This is a genomic window from Cobetia sp. LC6, from assembly GCF_030264805.1.
In the GTDB taxonomy this organism is placed as follows: Bacteria; Pseudomonadota; Gammaproteobacteria; order Pseudomonadales; family Halomonadaceae; genus Cobetia.
Genome location: NZ_JASSPL010000003.1, coordinates 120,462 through 135,897 on the forward strand (window position 1 = coordinate 120,462; position 15,436 = coordinate 135,897).

14 protein-coding genes are annotated in these 15,436 nt (G+C 62.5%); 4 read left to right on the forward strand and 10 right to left on the reverse strand.

Annotated elements, in window-relative coordinates:
• Positions 1-16 precede the first annotated feature (16 nt).
• The gene (locus tag QQF40_RS05500) at positions 17-793 is read right to left on the reverse strand and encodes a ferredoxin--NADP reductase (RefSeq protein WP_043331585.1); all 777 of its coding nucleotides are present in this window, start codon (positions 791-793) and stop codon (positions 17-19) included.
• 286 nt (positions 794-1,079) lie between these two features.
• Between QQF40_RS05500 and QQF40_RS05505 the strand changes: the two genes are divergently transcribed.
• Positions 1,080-2,027, forward strand: a complete 948-nt coding sequence (locus QQF40_RS05505; protein WP_175088970.1) for a LysR family transcriptional regulator — start codon at positions 1,080-1,082, stop codon at positions 2,025-2,027.
• A 162-nt stretch (positions 2,028-2,189) separates the two neighbouring features.
• Here the strand turns inward: QQF40_RS05505 and QQF40_RS05510 are convergent, their stop codons facing one another.
• Positions 2,190-2,618 (reverse strand): host attachment protein, encoded by a 429-nt coding sequence (locus tag QQF40_RS05510; protein ID WP_285460665.1) that lies wholly within the window; start codon positions 2,616-2,618, stop codon positions 2,190-2,192.
• 255 nt (positions 2,619-2,873) lie between these two features.
• On the reverse strand, positions 2,874-4,817 hold the full coding sequence (locus QQF40_RS05515) for a methyl-accepting chemotaxis protein (protein ID WP_285460666.1): 1,944 nt from the start codon (positions 4,815-4,817) through the stop codon (positions 2,874-2,876).
• 334 nt (positions 4,818-5,151) lie between these two features.
• Here QQF40_RS05515 and QQF40_RS05520 point away from each other — a divergent pair, with 334 nt between their 5' ends.
• A complete protein-coding gene (locus QQF40_RS05520; RefSeq protein ID WP_175088968.1) occupies positions 5,152-5,700 on the forward strand; it encodes a hypothetical protein in 549 nt (182 codons plus the stop codon).
• Between the two features lie 144 nt (positions 5,701-5,844).
• Here the strand turns inward: QQF40_RS05520 and QQF40_RS05525 are convergent, their stop codons facing one another.
• The 7 genes from QQF40_RS05525 to hemE form a co-directional block, all read right to left on the reverse strand.
• Complete coding sequence (locus QQF40_RS05525) at positions 5,845-6,573, reverse strand: amino acid ABC transporter ATP-binding protein (RefSeq protein WP_043331784.1); 729 nt, start codon at positions 6,571-6,573, stop codon at positions 5,845-5,847.
• Between the two features lie 78 nt (positions 6,574-6,651).
• A complete protein-coding gene (locus QQF40_RS05530) occupies positions 6,652-7,776 on the reverse strand; it encodes an amino acid ABC transporter permease (RefSeq protein WP_285460667.1) in 1,125 nt (374 codons plus the stop codon).
• 10 nt (positions 7,777-7,786) lie between these two features.
• Entirely contained in the window at positions 7,787-8,977 is a 1,191-nt protein-coding gene (locus QQF40_RS05535) for an amino acid ABC transporter permease (RefSeq protein WP_175088966.1), read from the reverse strand.
• A 242-nt stretch (positions 8,978-9,219) separates the two neighbouring features.
• Entirely contained in the window at positions 9,220-10,245 is a 1,026-nt protein-coding gene (locus QQF40_RS05540) for an amino acid ABC transporter substrate-binding protein (protein ID WP_166019078.1), read from the reverse strand.
• A 430-nt stretch (positions 10,246-10,675) separates the two neighbouring features.
• Positions 10,676-11,539, reverse strand: coding sequence for a polyamine aminopropyltransferase (gene speE / locus QQF40_RS05545; RefSeq protein WP_043331591.1), 864 nt, complete (start codon positions 11,537-11,539; stop codon positions 10,676-10,678).
• 279 nt (positions 11,540-11,818) lie between these two features.
• A complete protein-coding gene (locus QQF40_RS05550) occupies positions 11,819-12,205 on the reverse strand; it encodes a VanZ family protein (RefSeq protein WP_175088964.1) in 387 nt (128 codons plus the stop codon).
• A gap of 154 nt (positions 12,206-12,359) precedes the next feature.
• A complete protein-coding gene (gene hemE, locus QQF40_RS05555; protein WP_043331592.1) occupies positions 12,360-13,457 on the reverse strand; it encodes a uroporphyrinogen decarboxylase in 1,098 nt (365 codons plus the stop codon).
• A 323-nt stretch (positions 13,458-13,780) separates the two neighbouring features.
• Between hemE and ribA the strand changes: the two genes are divergently transcribed.
• Positions 13,781-14,416 carry a GTP cyclohydrolase II gene (gene ribA / locus QQF40_RS05560; RefSeq protein ID WP_043331593.1) on the forward strand — a complete coding sequence of 212 codons (636 nt, stop codon included), beginning with the start codon at positions 13,781-13,783 and terminating at the stop codon, positions 14,414-14,416.
• A 132-nt stretch (positions 14,417-14,548) separates the two neighbouring features.
• Positions 14,549-15,358, forward strand: coding sequence for a PAQR family membrane homeostasis protein TrhA (gene trhA / locus QQF40_RS05565; RefSeq protein WP_285460668.1), 810 nt, complete (start codon positions 14,549-14,551; stop codon positions 15,356-15,358).
• Positions 15,359-15,436: the final 78 nt, after the last annotated feature.

Consider the following 15,436-nt stretch of genomic DNA (forward strand, 5'->3'; position numbering starts at 1 on the left):
GCGTGATGCTCGCGGATCACTTCTCGACGAAGGCGCGCTCGATCACATAGTCACCCGGCACGCCCATCTTCGGCGAGATGGCGAAGCCACGCGCATCCAGCATGGCGCTGATGTCGTCGAGCATCGCCGGGCTGCCGCAGATCATGGCGCGGTCGCGCTTCGGATCCAGCGGCGGCAGGCCGATGTCCTCGAACAGCTTGCCGTTCTCGACCAGGTCCGTGATGCGGCCCTGGTTGCGGAACTCCTCGCGCGTCACGGTCGGGTAGTAGATCAGCTTCTCGGCGATCTCTTCGCCCAGATACTCGTGCTTGGGCAGCTCTTCCGCGATCATGTCGGCATAGGCCAGCTCGGAGACATGGCGCACACCGTGCATCAGGATGATCTTGTCATAGCGCTCATAGGTTTCCGGGTCCTGGATGACACTCAAGAACGGCGCCAGGCCGGTGCCTGTGGAGAACAGGTAAAGATTCTCGCCCGGCAGCAGATCGTCCAGTACCAGCGTGCCTGTCGGCTTGCGGGAGACCATGATCTGATCGCCCGGCTGCAGGTGCTGCAGGCGTGAGGTCAGCGGGCCGTCCTGCACCTTGATGGAGAAGAACTCGAGGTGCTCCTCGTAGTTCGGGCTGGCGATCGAGTAGGCGCGCATCAGCGGCTTGCCTTCGACTTCCAGGCCGATCATCACGAACTGGCCGTTCTTGAAGCGCAGGCTGTCTTCACGCTGAGTGCGGAAACTGAACAGCGAATCGTTCCAGTGATGGACGTCGATGACTTCGGTTGTGGTCAGACTGCTCACCTGATGGCCTCCCGGGGCGTGACCCCTCGAATTCAATATTCTATCTTGGCATAAACAAATAACAGCTTATGACCCAATGAACTATGCAGCGATTGTAGTCACTGCAGGGTTATGCGTTAAATGGTTTATCTGGATATAGGTTATCTAGTTTACCAATATTGGTTGCGAATGAATCGTATTTCAACCTCGATCGTGCAGGATCCGTCCGCTCTGACGGCGAATCCTGCGTTGCGTTCACTTTCGCCTCCTCACCTCTGCCCCTTCACTGCATGCCCCGGGAGGTCGAATGCGCTACAGTCTTCGCCAGCTGGCCGTCTTCGTGGCGGTGGCGCGGCATGACAATGTCTCTCTGGCCGCCGACAGTCTGGCCATGTCGCAATCAGCGGCCAGCACGGCACTGGCCGAGCTGGAACGTCAGTTCGATTGCCGGCTGTTCGATCGCCATGGCAAGCGCCTGCGACTCAATGGCCTGGGGCGTGAGCTGCTGCCCAAGGCGATCGCACTGCTGGACCAGGCCGAGGAGCTGGAGCAGCTGCTTGGTCAGCAGGACGCCACCGGCTCGCTGGAGATCGGCGCGACGCTGACCATCGGCAACTACCTGGCGCCTCAGATCATCGGTGACTTTCTGCACCATCATCCCGCCAGCCGTGTCGAGCTGCACGTGCACAACACCCATCAGCTGATCGACAAGCTGGTGCACTTCGAACTGGACATCGGGCTGGTGGAAGGCGAGGTGGAGCATCCGCTGCTGGAGGCGACCCACTGGGTCAGTGATCGGCTGAGCATCTTCTGTGCGCCGTCACACCCGCTGGCACAGGGTGAGGTCACGCTTGAGCGTCTGCTGGCGGCACGCTGGATCATGCGCGAGCGTGGCTCCGGCACACGCGGCACCTTCGAGCAGGCATTGCGCCCGCACCTGGAAGGGCCTTCGACCAGCGTTTCCCAGCGCCTCGACATCATGCTGGAGCTGGAACACACCGAAGCCATCAAGCGCGCCGTGGAAGCGGGGCTCGGCATCGGCTGCATCTCGCGCCTCGCGCTGAGAGATGCGTTTCGGCGCGGCAGCCTCGTCGAGCTGCCCACTCCATGGCTGGAGCTGACCCGCGCCTATCGCTTCGTCCACCATCGTGATCGCTTCATCACCCAGGCGATGCGCGAATTCGTCGCCGGTTGCCGCAACCTGAGCGGCAGCGCCTCACGCAGTGACGAGATCATCCTGCCGCAGGTACCGTGATTCGCACATGCACGGCCTTCAGCAACCGAGCCTGATGGCACAGAGCATCAAGGCACCATCCCTCTTGTCACGGGAATCACAATAATAGTGACCACTTACACACAGACGCCGCCAACGTTACCGCTGGCGGCGTCCTGGTCTCTGGATGACGGGGGGGTGTGATCAGTGAGTCAGGCCAGTGAAACGTGCCTTGATCTCATCAGCGCTCTCGTGGGAGAGGTCCTTGTCGACGGTTTCCGTCACCAGCTTGGCGACCGGCTTGTCGAGCTTGTCGCGCAGCGCCCCCAGGAACTTGGGCGCAGCGGCGATGATCAACTCATCGAACTTGCCGTCATTGGCCGTCTGCTTGAGGTATTGCGCGACTTCCTTGGCGAAGAAGTCCTGATGCTTGTCAGAGGTCGCGCCATCATCGCCAGTCTGATGCAGGCTGCCGTGACCGCCGCTGGATTCACCCTTGCCACCGGTTCTCAGGTCACCGGTATGCTGGCGGCTTTCAGGATGTACGAGGCTTTCCACTTCGGTGACCTTGCCAGCGGCACGGGCAAAGATACGTGCACGGGCGGCGTCGGCAGCAACGATGTAAGTAACCATTTACACACTCCCTGTCTCTCGTAAGGCGTCGTTGATGAGGAATGACGATCATCGCTTCGCTTTCAATTGACTACATGCTGGCACCCTTGCGCACATTCAACCCTTGCCGCTCATTTCCCGCTCACCACCCCGCCAGCCCGACGCCGGAAGATCGACAGGAAAGCAGATAATCAAAAACGCCAGGGCCGCCCCGAAGGGCGGCCCTGGCGTCTGATGCCTGTCACTGGCGACTGACTGGCTTGCGTGCTGCTGGTCTTACCAAGCTTGCCAATCCAGCTCCTCCGATGCAACGGGTCTGGCAGCGCGGGGGCTGGAGTCCTGTGCGGAGAGAGTGCCAGCGCTGCGTGTCGCCATTGCGGGCGGCTGCGCAGGGCCATCCAGACGGAAGCGTCCCACCATCTCGGCCAGACGCGCCGACTGCTCGGAAAGCGCATCCGCTGCCGCGGCGGATTCCTCGACCAGCGCCGCATTCTGCTGTGTCACCTGGTCCAGCTCGGCTACGGCGCTGGAGACCTGTCCGACACCGTGATTCTGCTCCTGGGTGGCATGGCTGATCTCGCCGATCACCTCACTGACGCGCATGACGCTGGCGACGATTTCGTTCATGGTGCTGCCGGCCACCCTGACCTGTTCGGCACCATTGCGCGTGCGCTCGTTGGCGGAGCTGATCAACGTGGCGATTTCCCGCGAGGCCTCGGAAGAGCGCTGGGCGAGGGTACGCACCTCACCGGCCACCACCGCGAAGCCACGCCCCTGCTCGCCGGCACGGGCCGCCTCGACGGAGGCATTCAATGCCAGCAGGTTGGTCTGGAAGGCGATGGAGTCCATGACACTGACGATCTCGGTGATCTTGCGCGAATCATCATCGATGCCCTGCATGGTGGTGACGACCTCTCCAATCACCTCACCGCCGCGACGCGCGACCTCACTGGCCGACTTGGCCAGCCCGTCAGCTTCATGTGCGGAGTCCGCGGACTGGGCGACGGTGCCGGAAATCTGCTCCATCGAGGCCGAGGTTTCCTGCAGATTGGCCGCCGCCTGCTCGGTGCGTGACGACAGATCCTGGCTGCCCTGGCTGATCTCGGCGGCGGCGGTCTGCACCGCACCGCTGGCGAGGCGAATCTCGCTGAGCACGCCATTGAGGGTCGAGACGAAGCGGTTGAAGGCATTACCGATCTCGGCGACTTCATCACGCCCGCTGACCTGAATGCGCCGCGTGAGATCGCCCTCCCCCGCGGCGATATCCACCAGCGCATCACGCACCAGCGCCAGGCCGCGCAGACTGCGACTGGCGATCCACGACATCACGGCAGCGGCTCCCAGCAACACCAGCAGCGTCATGGCCAGCGTGGTCCACAGCTGGGCATAAAGCGGTGCATCCGAGTCGGCCACATCCAGGGCCAGCGCCAGACGCCAACCGGCATCACCCAGCCCTGTCGAATCAAGCTCGGCACTGAACATGCGGTACTCACGCTGCTGGATATCGACCACCAGTGCCGACTGGCCAGCGGCCACCAGGCGACTGCTGCTGGTCAGGGTCTCGGGCGTCAGGGCCGATGCGAGTGCACTCATCGGCTTGAGCACCAGGGCATCATCCGGGTGGGCGATCAGCGTGCCGGTATCGTCGATCAGGAAGGCGAAACTGTTGGGCGTCGGCGAGAGTTCGGCGACCGTTCGAGTGATGAACGCCAGCGGCAGATCACCACTGACCACGGCGACCAGCCGTGAGCCACGATAGACCGGCGCCGCCACACTGATTTCCAGTTCGCCACTGGTAGCTCCGACATAGGGCGCCGTGATGACGGGCTTGCCGGCCGCTACCGCCGCCTGGTACCAGCCGCGTTGGCGCGGGTCATAACCTGCCCGCCCCGGGCGCCCATCGAAGTAACGGAAGCGACCATCCGGGAAGCCGACATAGGTCTTGCTGAAGTCGCCCTGCTTCATCGCCTGGGTCAAGGCGGCATCGGGGAAGTTCTCGAGGCTACTGGCCGCGATTCCGCTCACCGCATTGATATGTACGCTGAACCACTGGCTCAACTGGGCGGCGTTCGATCTCAGCAACTGTTGCTGGTAGTCGCTCTCATCGGCATGCGTATTGCGGAACGTGGTCCAGGCATTCAGGCTGCTGACGACCACCAGCGCCACCAGCACTATCGCCACACAGGCTAACGTGATGCGCGCACGCAACGAGGCAAACATCGCCACTCCTTGGTTCGAATCCATCGGGAAGGGGGCCGGGGGCCGCCAGCGCAGAGCGCGTCGATCTGCCCTCGGTGGCAAGGCATGCGGGCATGCGGTGTACCGGCATCATCATCGGCACGTGCCGCCCTCTGTATCGGCATGCCCGGCCTTTCCTTTACCCCGCCAGCCACATGCAACGCTCCTCCATCGTTGCCGGAACCGACACGGCCGTCGCGACTCCCGGACATGACGTCGATAGCGAAGTGCGTGCTAACATCCGCCCAACGCGGGGTACCGCCTGCCCGTCTGCCACCGCTCCCCTCATCCTGTGGTCTTTTTCGGAGAAGTTTCGATGCGCAATCTGCTCCTGATGCGCCGCCCGCTGCCCCGGCGCGTGCTGGTCACCGCTCACCTGATGCTGCAGCTGGGATTGCTGGCGGCTGCCTGCGGCTGGACGCTGCAGCACTTGACGCCCATCGGGCCTGACAATTCGCTGGTCGCGCAGTGGCCGGTACTGGCGCAGGGTGCCGGCGGCTTCCTGCTCGCCTTCGTGATGACGCGCCTGCTGTTCGAGTTGCTGATGGCGCCGCATCACCTGCTGAGCATTCGCGGGGCCAATCACACCCTGGATGCCGCGGCGCTGGTGACGCGCTCCATCTCGCGCCGCCCGGCGGTGCACGACAATGACGACAGCTGGGTCGGCAAGCCGCGCAGCGTCACCTGGCCGCGCGAAGGCGAAGAAGCCCCCGCTGCCACAGCGGCGACGGCGACATCTGCCAATGCTCCTGCCGCTGCATCGCCCAAGGCCGCGGCCAAGCCGCAGGAGCCAAGTCTGGGTAGCGATGAAGAGCTGCCAGACACCCGCAGCAGCAAAGTACGCCGCACCGAGCCCAGCCTCTAGGCAAGCCTCTTTATTCAGAGGAACGAATTGATAGTGATCACCCACTAACTACTTTGCGACTCACACACGAAAACGCCCCGCGTGATGGAAATCACGCGGGGCGTTGTCTTTTGACGGCTTACAGCATCCGATCAGTCCGTGGCCTCAATGCCCCAGAATCTGGCTGAGGAACAGCTGAGTCCGCTCGGACTGCGGGTTGTTGAAGAACGGCTCCGGCGCGTTCTCTTCGATGATCTGGCCCTGATCCATGAAGATGACGCGATCGGCGACGGTCTTGGCGAAGCCCATCTCGTGGGTCACGCACAGCATGGTCATGCCCTCATTGGCCAGTTCGACCATGACATCCAGCACTTCCTTGATCATCTCCGGGTCCAGCGCCGACGTCGGCTCATCGAACAGCATCACCTCCGGGCTCAGGCACAGCGAGCGCGCGATCGCCACACGCTGCTGCTGGCCGCCGGACAGCTGACCGGGGAACTTGTGGGCCTGATCGGCGATGCGCACGCGCTCCAGGTACTTCATGGCTTCCGCTTCCGCCTCGCGGCGCGGCCGCTTCTGCACCCAGATAGGCGCCAGACAGCAGTTCTCGAGCACCGTCAGATGCGGGAACAGGTTGAAGTGCTGGAATACCATGCCGACGTTGCGACGGATCGCCTCGATCTGCTTGATGTCCTGGGTCAGCGGCATGCCGTTGACCACGATATCGCCTTCCTGATGCTCCTCGAGATGATTGATGCAGCGGATCATCGTCGACTTGCCGGACCCCGAAGGGCCACAGATGACGATACGTTCGCCCTTGCGCACGCTCAGGTTGATGTCGCGCAGCACGTGGAAGTCGCCGTACCACTTGTTGAGGCCCTTGAGCTCGATCATCGGGCGCTCATCGGCGCCGGTGTTGCCCTGCGAGGCGGATGTTGTCGTTGTCATGATGAAGATTCCTTGGCGCCGTGATCAGCGCTTCTTGTGACCGGTATGCAGCAGGCGCTCGAGATACTGGCTGTAGCGCGACATGCTGAAGCAGAAGACCCAGAAGACCAGCGCCACGAAGGCATAGCCCTCGATGGAGTAGCCCAGCCATTTGGGGTCGGCGAGACCGGCCTGCACGATGGCGAGCAGATCGAAGAGCCCGATGATCAGTACCAGCGAGGTGTCCTTGAACAGGGCGATGAAGGTATTCACGATGCCGGGAATCATCAGCTTGAGCGCCTGGGGCAGCACGATCAGCCCCATGTTGCGCCAGTAGCCCAGTCCCAGCGCCATGCCAGCCTCGGTCTGCCCCTTCGGGATCGCCTGCAGGCCACCACGCACCACTTCCGCCATGTAGGCACTCTGGAACAGGGTGATGCCGATCAGCGCACGCACCAGCTTGTCGAGATTGACCTCACCGGGCACGAACAGCGGCAGCATCACCGAGGCCATGAACAGCACCGTGATGAGCGGCACACCGCGCCAGAACTCGATGAACACCACACAGATGCTCTTCACGATCGGCATTTCGGAGCGACGCCCCAGCGCCAGCAGGACCCCCAGTGGCAGTGCCGCTACGATACCCACCACCGCCAGCACCAGCGTCAGCATCAGACCGCCCCACTCGTGGGTGCCGACGATCTCGAGGCCGAAGCTGCCGCCATGCAGCAGGAAGTAGGCAATGAAGGGGAACACCGCCAGGCTGACGATGGCGACCCAGCCCTTGGCCGGCAGCTTCGGAATCGCCAGCCAGGCGATCAGAGCCGCAAAGACGGCGAAGACGATATCGACCCGCCAGGTTTCCTCACTCGGGTAGAAGCCGTAGATGAACTGATCGAGACGCGCACTGATGAACACCCAGCAGGCGCCCTCCCCCGTGCAGTCCTCTCGTGAGGTACCGCTCCAGCTGGCATCGATCAGCGCCCATTGCAGGCTGGGCACCACCAGCAGGTAGACCAGATACAGCGCGAACAGCGTGAACAATGTATTGATCGGTCCGGCGAACAGATTGGCTCGCAGCCAGGCCACCGCGCCGATGCTGTCGCTCGGCGCCGGACGGGAATCGATCATCTTCTCGGTGACCCGTGACAGGGTCTTTTCAATCGACATGGGCAGACCCTCAGCGCTCGACCAACGCCATGCGGGCGTTGAACCAGTTCATGAACATGGAGACCAGCAGACTGATGGTCAGATAGACCAGCATCGTCATGGCGATCACCTCGATGGCCTGACCGGTCTGGTTGAGCGTGGTACCCGCGAAGACCGAGACCAGATCGGGGTAGCCGATGGCCGTGGCCAGCGACGAGTTCTTGATCAGGTTCAGGTACTGGCTGGTCAGCGGCGGGATGATGACGCGCAGCGCCTGCGGCACCACCACCAGACGCAGTGTCATGCCACCGGACAGCGACAACGCCCGTGAGGCTTCGGTCTGGCCGTGCGGTACCGCTTCGATGCCGGAACGCACGATCTCGGCGATGAAGGCTGCGGTATAGACCGACAGCGCGACCCACAGGGCGAGGAACTCGGGAACGACCGTGATGCCGCCACGGAAGTTGAACCCCTTGAGTTCCGGCAGCTCCCAGCTCAGCGGCATGCCCATCGCGAAGTAGGCCAGCAGCGGCGCCACGATGATCAGACCGAGCGAGATCCAGCCCGCCGGCAGGCGCTGACCGGTACGTGCCTGCCGCTGGCGGTTCCAGTAGCTGAAGATGCCGCTGGCGACGATGGCCAGCACGAACACGGCGATCACCACCGAGAAACCGCTGGAGGTGATGGGGGCCGGCACGAACAGACCACGCACGTTGAGGAAGAATGCCTCGCCCAGCGACAGCGAGCCACGCGGACTCGGCAGGGTTCTCAAAACGGCGAAATACCAGAAGAAGATCTGCAGCAGCAGCGGGATGTTGCGGAAGACTTCGATATAGACCGCCGCCAGTCGCGAGATCAGCCAGTTGGGGGACAGACGCGCGACCCCCATGATGAAGCCGATCACGGTCGCGGCAATGACACCCAGTGCGGATATCAACAAGGTATTGAGCAGGCCGACGATGAAGGTATCGCCATAGGTGGATTGCTCGGAATAGTCGATCAGGCTCTGCAGGATGCCAAAGCCTGCGGTGTTGTCCAGAAAGGCAAAGCCGGTGGTGATGCCACGGCTTTCGAGGTTGGTCAGGGTATTGCTGACGATGATCGCCAACACACCGAACACGCCTGCCAGCATCAATAGCTGGAAGATCAGTGCCCGCTTGGCCGGGTCACGCCAGAATGGCGGCTTGACCGTGGCCGGCGGGCGAGAAGCAGGTTGTGTCATACAGGCAATCTCCGCCGGAAAGCTATGCGACTTCCGCCTGCCGTCCTATCGAACGGCAGGTCAGTTATCTCTCGGCACTCGATGAATGGGTCACGAGGAACAGGCTGGGCCTCATCAACTGGGGGCCCACATGACGCTGGCCAGAGGAAGTGGAGCAAGACGCTCACTTCCCCTGGCCAGCGTCCTTGCTCAGCCTGTCATGAGGGGCAAGGCCCACCCGCAGTACAGGGCGAGCCCGCGCATCAGCGAACCGGCGGGGCGTACTGGACGCCGCCATCGGTCCACAGTGCGTTCAAGCCACGCTCGATACCCAGTGCGGAGCCGGTACCCACATTGCGCTCGAACATCTGGCCGTAGTTACCGACCTGCTTGATGACCTGGTAGGCCCAGTCAGCCGGCAGCCCCATGGCTTCGCCGTAGTTGCCATCGGCACCGACCAGACGCGCGACGTTCGGGTTGGTATCTGCCTTCTTCTCTTCGATGTTGTCGGAGGTCAGCCCCATCTCCTCGGCATTGATCTGCGCGAACAGGGTCCATTTGACGATGTTGAACCACTGGTCATCGCCCTGACGGACGACGGGGCCCAGCGGTTCCTTGGAGATGACTTCCGGCAGCACCATCGCGGACGCCGGATCGGAGAGCTTGATACGCAGCGCGTAGAGCTGGGACTGGTCGGAGGTCAGAACATCACAACGGCCAGCCTCAAAGCCCTTGACGGTCTGATCGGAGGTATCGAAGACGACCGGTTCGAAGGACATGTCGTTGAGGCGGAAGTAGTCCGCCAGGTTCAGCTCGGTGGTGGTACCGGACTGGATGCAGACTGCCGCGCCGTCCAGTTCCTTGGCACTGGAGACGCCCAGGTCCTTGCTGACCATGAAGCCCTGGCCGTCGTAATAGTTCACGCCAGCGAAGTTGAGGCCCAGTGAGGTGTCACGGGTCGCCGTCCAGGTGGTATTGCGGGACAGGACATCAATCTCGCCGGACTGCAGCGCGGTGAAACGCTCCTTGGCCGTCAGCGGTACATAGCGCACCTTGCTGGCATCACCCAGCACGGCTGCCGCGACGCCGCGGCAGACGTCGACATCGAGGCCCTGCCAGTTACCGGCGTCATCCGGTGCCGAGAAGCCCGGCAAGCCGGTGCTGACGCCACACTGGACAAAGCCCTTTTCCTTGACGCTATCCAGGGTCGCGGCACTGGCGCCTGTCGCCATGGAGGCGGCCAGGACAGCGGCGCTAGCGATCAGCAGTGGCTTCTTGTTGTTATGCATCGTGATTCCCTCGCGAAAGTCTGGAGTCCGCTCGATCAGCCTCGAGTCAGAAGTGGTGCAATGCATTGCATGGCACCTATCGACAATAGCAAGCCGCGTTCCAATTTCCGCCTATCGCGTGATCCGCTGCGTTCAACGCTGAAAAAAGCATTGAAGCCCAGTGATATAGGCCAAATCCTCGGGGTGGGGCGGCGGATCATTCCGCACGAATGGCGCTCAGTTAGGCTCATGGTGGGACCAGTTCGCCTCATATCGGTGCAAAATAAAAACGGCCGTTTCATTGCGAAACGGCCGTTGGCGGTGCAGCGATGTAGCGCGAGTGTCAGATTGCGACCAATGTCTCGGTCTGTCTGACTCAACGCTTGTTCATCCCATCAGGCACGTTTTCGTGCCTGATGGGGCTTGCTTGCCACCGCAAGGTGCATGCGGATCACTTCTCCAGCAGGCGCTGCATGAAGGGCGGTAGCACCAGGGCGGCGCGATGGCCTTCGACGGTATAGAAGTCACGCGCGAAGGTGGCGGCAGCGGCGTCTTCCTCGCGGAAGGACTTCACATCACAGCCCTTGCCCGCCAGGGTGCAGCTCCACCAGCCGGACGGATACACCGGCTGCGGGAACGGCAGGGTCGCGACGCTATCAAAGCCCGCTTCGCCCATGTCGTTGCGCAGGTCCTTGATGATGGAATCGGTGTGATAGAGCGGAGACTCGCTCTGCTGCACCATCAGGCCGCCCTGCTTGAGGATACGATGGCAACGCTTGAGGAAGTCGGTCTTGAACAGACCTTCCGCCGGGCCGACCGGATCGGTGGAATCGACGATCAGCACATCGATGCTCTCGTCCGGGCAGTTGTCGACCCACTTGACGCCATCCTCGAACAGCAGCTCGGCGCGCGGGTCGTCATTGGACTCGACCAGCGCCGGGAAGAATTGCTCGGAGGCACGCGTGACCGCCGGATCGATATCGATCTGGGTGACCTTCTCCACGCCCGGGTGCTTGAGCACCTCACGCAGGGTCCCGCAATCGCCACCGCCGATGATGACGACACGCTTGGGGTCTGCATGAGCGAACAGCGCCGGATGCGACATCATCTCGTGATAGAGGAAGTTGTCACGGTCAGTCAGCATCACGCAGCCGTCCAGCACCATCAGATTGCCGTAGGTCTCGGTGGCATAGACTTCGAGATGCTGATAAGGAGTCTGCTCGTCATGCAGCTTGTGGCTGACCTTGAGCGAGAAGGCGCTGCCGTGGCGATCGAAGATTTCGGTAAACCAGGAGCCATCGAGACGTTCGGTCATGGGGGACCCTCGCATTGGATATCACAGACGGGATATCAAGGTATGGATAGAGACGGCACGATGGCCATCGGAAATTGCGCCAACCAGCACTGCGCCAGCATCAAGCCGGCAGTTCACGGCCCGCATGACGATCACGTGTCGTGATGCGTTACATGCCGGGCAAGCGCCAACATGGCGCAGGCGCTGCACCATAGCCAAAGACGGGCGGAGTGGAAAGTGTTGATGCATGACAATTTCAGTCAGGCCGCGTATCGGTGACACGCGGCCCGGGGGAGAGGCTCAGCGAGAGGCCGGGCCGAGGCGGGCCAGATGGAGAATCAGCCTGACGCCCTGAAACACTCCCAGCCCGATGAGGATGCCGGCGAGGTCCGCCAGCGCATCCAGTACTTCAGCGCCGCGATAGGGGATCGCCAGCTGCAGACATTCGATGGCGACGCCCAGCAGCAGCAGGACCGGCAGGATGATCAAGCTGGTCAAGCCCGCCAGCCGCGTAGTCAGCGCCAGCAACGCGAAGGCAGAGAAATGCTGCAGCTTGTCCCAAGGGAAGGTCTGCTCCGGATGCGGCACGCCCGGGGAGAGCGTGCCGAACAGGATCAGCAACAGACACAGCAGCGCCACGAGGGCCCAACCGCGGCGCGGGATGAGACGCTGCTCGACCGGCGTCACGCTGACGCCCCCGCTTTGCGGCCATCGCGGTGCCCGGCCTGCCATGGCGCCGGGTGCACTGCCCGGCGCCCTTCTGCTGGCAGCCCTGCTGCTTGCCACCTTCTACAGGCAGCTACAGGGGTGACAGCAGAAAAGACCATTAAGGGCATCCCCATCAACCGCGGGCAACCGGTGTCGCATTGGCGGCGTCATCCTGATGGTAGGCCGGGCTCAGCTCGTGCAGCGCATCCATCAGGGCATTGACGTTACCCGGGTCGGTGAACTGGCTGATGCCGTGACCCAGATTGAAGATATGGCCCGGCCCCTGGCCGTAGCTGTCGAGGATACGCCCGACTTCGGCACGAATGGCGGCCGGCGTACCGAACAGCGCATTCGGGTCCAGGTTGCCCTGCAGGGCCACACGGTGGCCGACACGCTCACGCGCATTGGACATCTCGGTGGTCCAGTCGAGGCCGACGGCATCACAGCCGGTGGCGGCGATGTGCTCGAGCCATTGGCCACCATTCTTGGTGAACAGGATCACCGGCACACGGTTGCCTTCGCTGTCCGGCTTGAGGCCGGCGACGATCTGCTCCATGTAGCGCAGCGAGAACTCGAGGTAGGCCGGCGTGGACAGGGTGCCGCCCCAGGTATCGAAGATCTGCACCGCCTGAGCACCCGCAGCAATCTGGGCATTCAGGTAGTCGGTAACGGCCTGCGCCAGGGTGTCGAGCAGCTGATGCATGGCTTCCGGATTGGAATACATCAGGCCCTTCACGTGACGGAAGTCCTTGCTGGAACCGCCCTCGACCATATAGGTAGCCAGTGTCCACGGGCTGCCGGAGAAACCGATCAGCGGCACGCGACCGTTCAGCTCACGGCGGATGGTGGACACGGCACGCATGACGTAGTCGAGATCACGCTCGACATTCGGCACGCTCAGCGCCGCGATTTCCTCGGCAGTCCGCACTGTCTTGCGGAATTTCGGGCCTTCGCCAGTCTCGAAGTAAAGGCCCAGCCCCATGGCATCCGGGATGGTCAGGATGTCGGAGAACAGGATGGCGGCATCCAGCGGGAAGCGCTCCAGCGGCTGCAGCGTCACCTCGCAGGCACGCGCGGTGTCCATGCACAGGTCCATGAAGCCACCGGCCTGACCACGGACTTCGCGATATTCCGGCAGATAGCGGCCAGCCTGGCGCATCATCCAGACGGGAGTACGGTCGACCGGCTGACGGGCCAGCGCGCGCAGGAAGCGATCATTCTTCAAGGTCATCGGAATCACACATCAGCTCGGGGAATGTCTCGGCATTCTATCAGAGCCTGAGAAAAATCCCGCCCATCGTGGTGATGCAACAAATACATTGGCAAATCGCCCCACCTTATAGTCCCTTTGCTGGCGTCATCCGGCCATTGTGGTGGTGGCGGCAACAACGCTTTTCCATACAGAGCGATGAGTCATCGGCCACAGACTGGTAAACTCGCCACATGACTGCATGCTGGCCGCAGGTATCTCGAGCGACTCATCGAGACATTGCCGGACTGCCGCATGCCCGCGCTTTTTCAGCCCGGCGATTGTCCGGGCGTTCGAGGTGAACAGTGACCATTCGATTCATCGCCGCCTCGCGGCTGCCAACGCCCTGGGCGACCTTCACCATGCACGGTTTCGAGGATGAGACCACCGGCAAGGACCACATCGCCCTGACCCTGGGCGACATCGATGACGGCGCGCCGGTGCTGGGCCGCGTGCATTCCGAGTGCCTGACCGGCGACGCCCTCTTCTCGATGCGCTGTGACTGCGGCTATCAGCTGCAGGAAGCGCTCAAGCGCATTGCCGCCGAAGGCCGCGGCGTGTTGCTCTATCTACGCCAGGAGGGCCGCGGTATCGGTCTGCTCAACAAGATTCGCGCCTATGAGCTGCAGGATGGCGGCGCCGATACCGTCGAGGCCAATGAGCGCCTCGGCTTCGGGGCTGACATGCGCCGCTACGATATCTGTGTGCCGATGCTGGAGCATCTCGGCGTCAGCACGCTCAAGCTGATGACCAACAACCCGCGCAAGGTCGATGCCCTGACCCGTGATGGTGTCACCATCAGTGAGCGCCAGCCGATCACCACCGGCCTGAATCCGCACAACGAGCACTATCTCTCGACCAAGGCGGGCAAGCTGGGCCACATGATGGCACTGGATGATTTCACCCAGGCAAGCGACGTAGATATCGAGCGCAGCGAGTAGCCACGCGCGGGGGGAGCCTGATTGGCTCCCCCTTCCTTTATAGGCAGATGACTGGCTGGCACAGCGAGCGTGACATGACGACGTCACCCGCCAGGAGTAGGCTGGAGTCGAACCCGCGCCGGAGACACCGCCATGCGCAAAGACTCAATGGCTGAATCATCACAGCCTTCTTCATCGCAACCTCAGTCATCACCGCCTTCGTCAACACGGCCCGCCTCGACACCTCCTCAGGCATCACCCTCTTCCAGCGCATCGCCTGCCGATGACGCAGATTCACGCGACACCTCCGCAACGCCTGCTCTCTATACCTGGCTGGAGGAATGGCTACACAGCGCCAGCCACGGCATCGGCGCCGTCATGGGTCTCGTCGGCATGATCGTGCTGATCGTGATGGCCAGCCTCGCCGCCGAAGTCGACCCCTGGAAGATCGTCAGCGTCAGCCTCTACGGCCTGACCCTGGTGGTGCTGTATGCGGCCTCGACGCTCTATCACGGTATCCGTCACCCACGCCTGAAATATGCCTTCCAGCTGCTGGATCACTGTGCCATCTATCTACTGATCGCCGGCACCTATACGCCATTCCTGCTGGTCAATCTTCGCGGCCCGACCGGCTGGACGCTATTCGCCATCATCTGGTCGCTCGCGCTGGGCGGCATCTTCCTCAAGCTGCGCTGGCCTGAACGCTTCAGCGCCCTGCGCGTGAGCGTCTATCTGCTGATGGGCTGGTTGATCGTGTTCGCCTCACCGATGCTGGTCGAGAAGCTCTCCGAGACGGGGCTCGTCCTGCTGGTCGCCGGCGGCATCACCTATACCCTGGGCGTGATCTTCTTTCTGATGACGCGCCTGCGCTATCACCACGCCATATGGCACCTGTTCGTGCTTGGTGGCAGTACCTGCCACTTCTTTGCCATCTATACCGCAGTGCTGCCGTATTCCGTGTGACGTAGTCGGGGGCCGCCACGCTGGCCAGCGCTCTTGAGCACATCGGCTTGAAAGCACAGGTTTGAGAACACGGCACTG

Excerpts from the sequence above, each read along its gene's own strand:
- trhA (WP_285460668.1), top strand. The coding sequence starts at position 14,549 with ATGCGCAAAGACTCAATGGCTGAATCATCACAGCCTTCTTCATCGCAA.
- QQF40_RS05530 (WP_285460667.1), bottom strand. The coding sequence starts at position 7,776 with ATGTCGATTGAAAAGACCCTGTCACGGGTCACCGAGAAGATGATCGAT.
- QQF40_RS05535 (WP_175088966.1), bottom strand. The coding sequence starts at position 8,977 with ATGACACAACCTGCTTCTCGCCCGCCGGCCACGGTCAAGCCGCCATTC.
- QQF40_RS05515 (WP_285460666.1), bottom strand. The coding sequence starts at position 4,817 with ATGTTTGCCTCGTTGCGTGCGCGCATCACGTTAGCCTGTGTGGCGATA.
- QQF40_RS05520 (WP_175088968.1), top strand. The coding sequence starts at position 5,152 with ATGCGCAATCTGCTCCTGATGCGCCGCCCGCTGCCCCGGCGCGTGCTG.
- QQF40_RS05505 (WP_175088970.1), top strand. The coding sequence starts at position 1,080 with ATGCGCTACAGTCTTCGCCAGCTGGCCGTCTTCGTGGCGGTGGCGCGG.
- QQF40_RS05510 (WP_285460665.1), bottom strand. The coding sequence starts at position 2,618 with ATGGTTACTTACATCGTTGCTGCCGACGCCGCCCGTGCACGTATCTTT.
- hemE (WP_043331592.1), bottom strand. The coding sequence starts at position 13,457 with ATGACCTTGAAGAATGATCGCTTCCTGCGCGCGCTGGCCCGTCAGCCG.
- speE (WP_043331591.1), bottom strand. The coding sequence starts at position 11,539 with ATGACCGAACGTCTCGATGGCTCCTGGTTTACCGAAATCTTCGATCGC.
- QQF40_RS05540 (WP_166019078.1), bottom strand. The coding sequence starts at position 10,245 with ATGCATAACAACAAGAAGCCACTGCTGATCGCTAGCGCCGCTGTCCTG.
- QQF40_RS05525 (WP_043331784.1), bottom strand. The coding sequence starts at position 6,573 with ATGATCGAGCTCAAGGGCCTCAACAAGTGGTACGGCGACTTCCACGTG.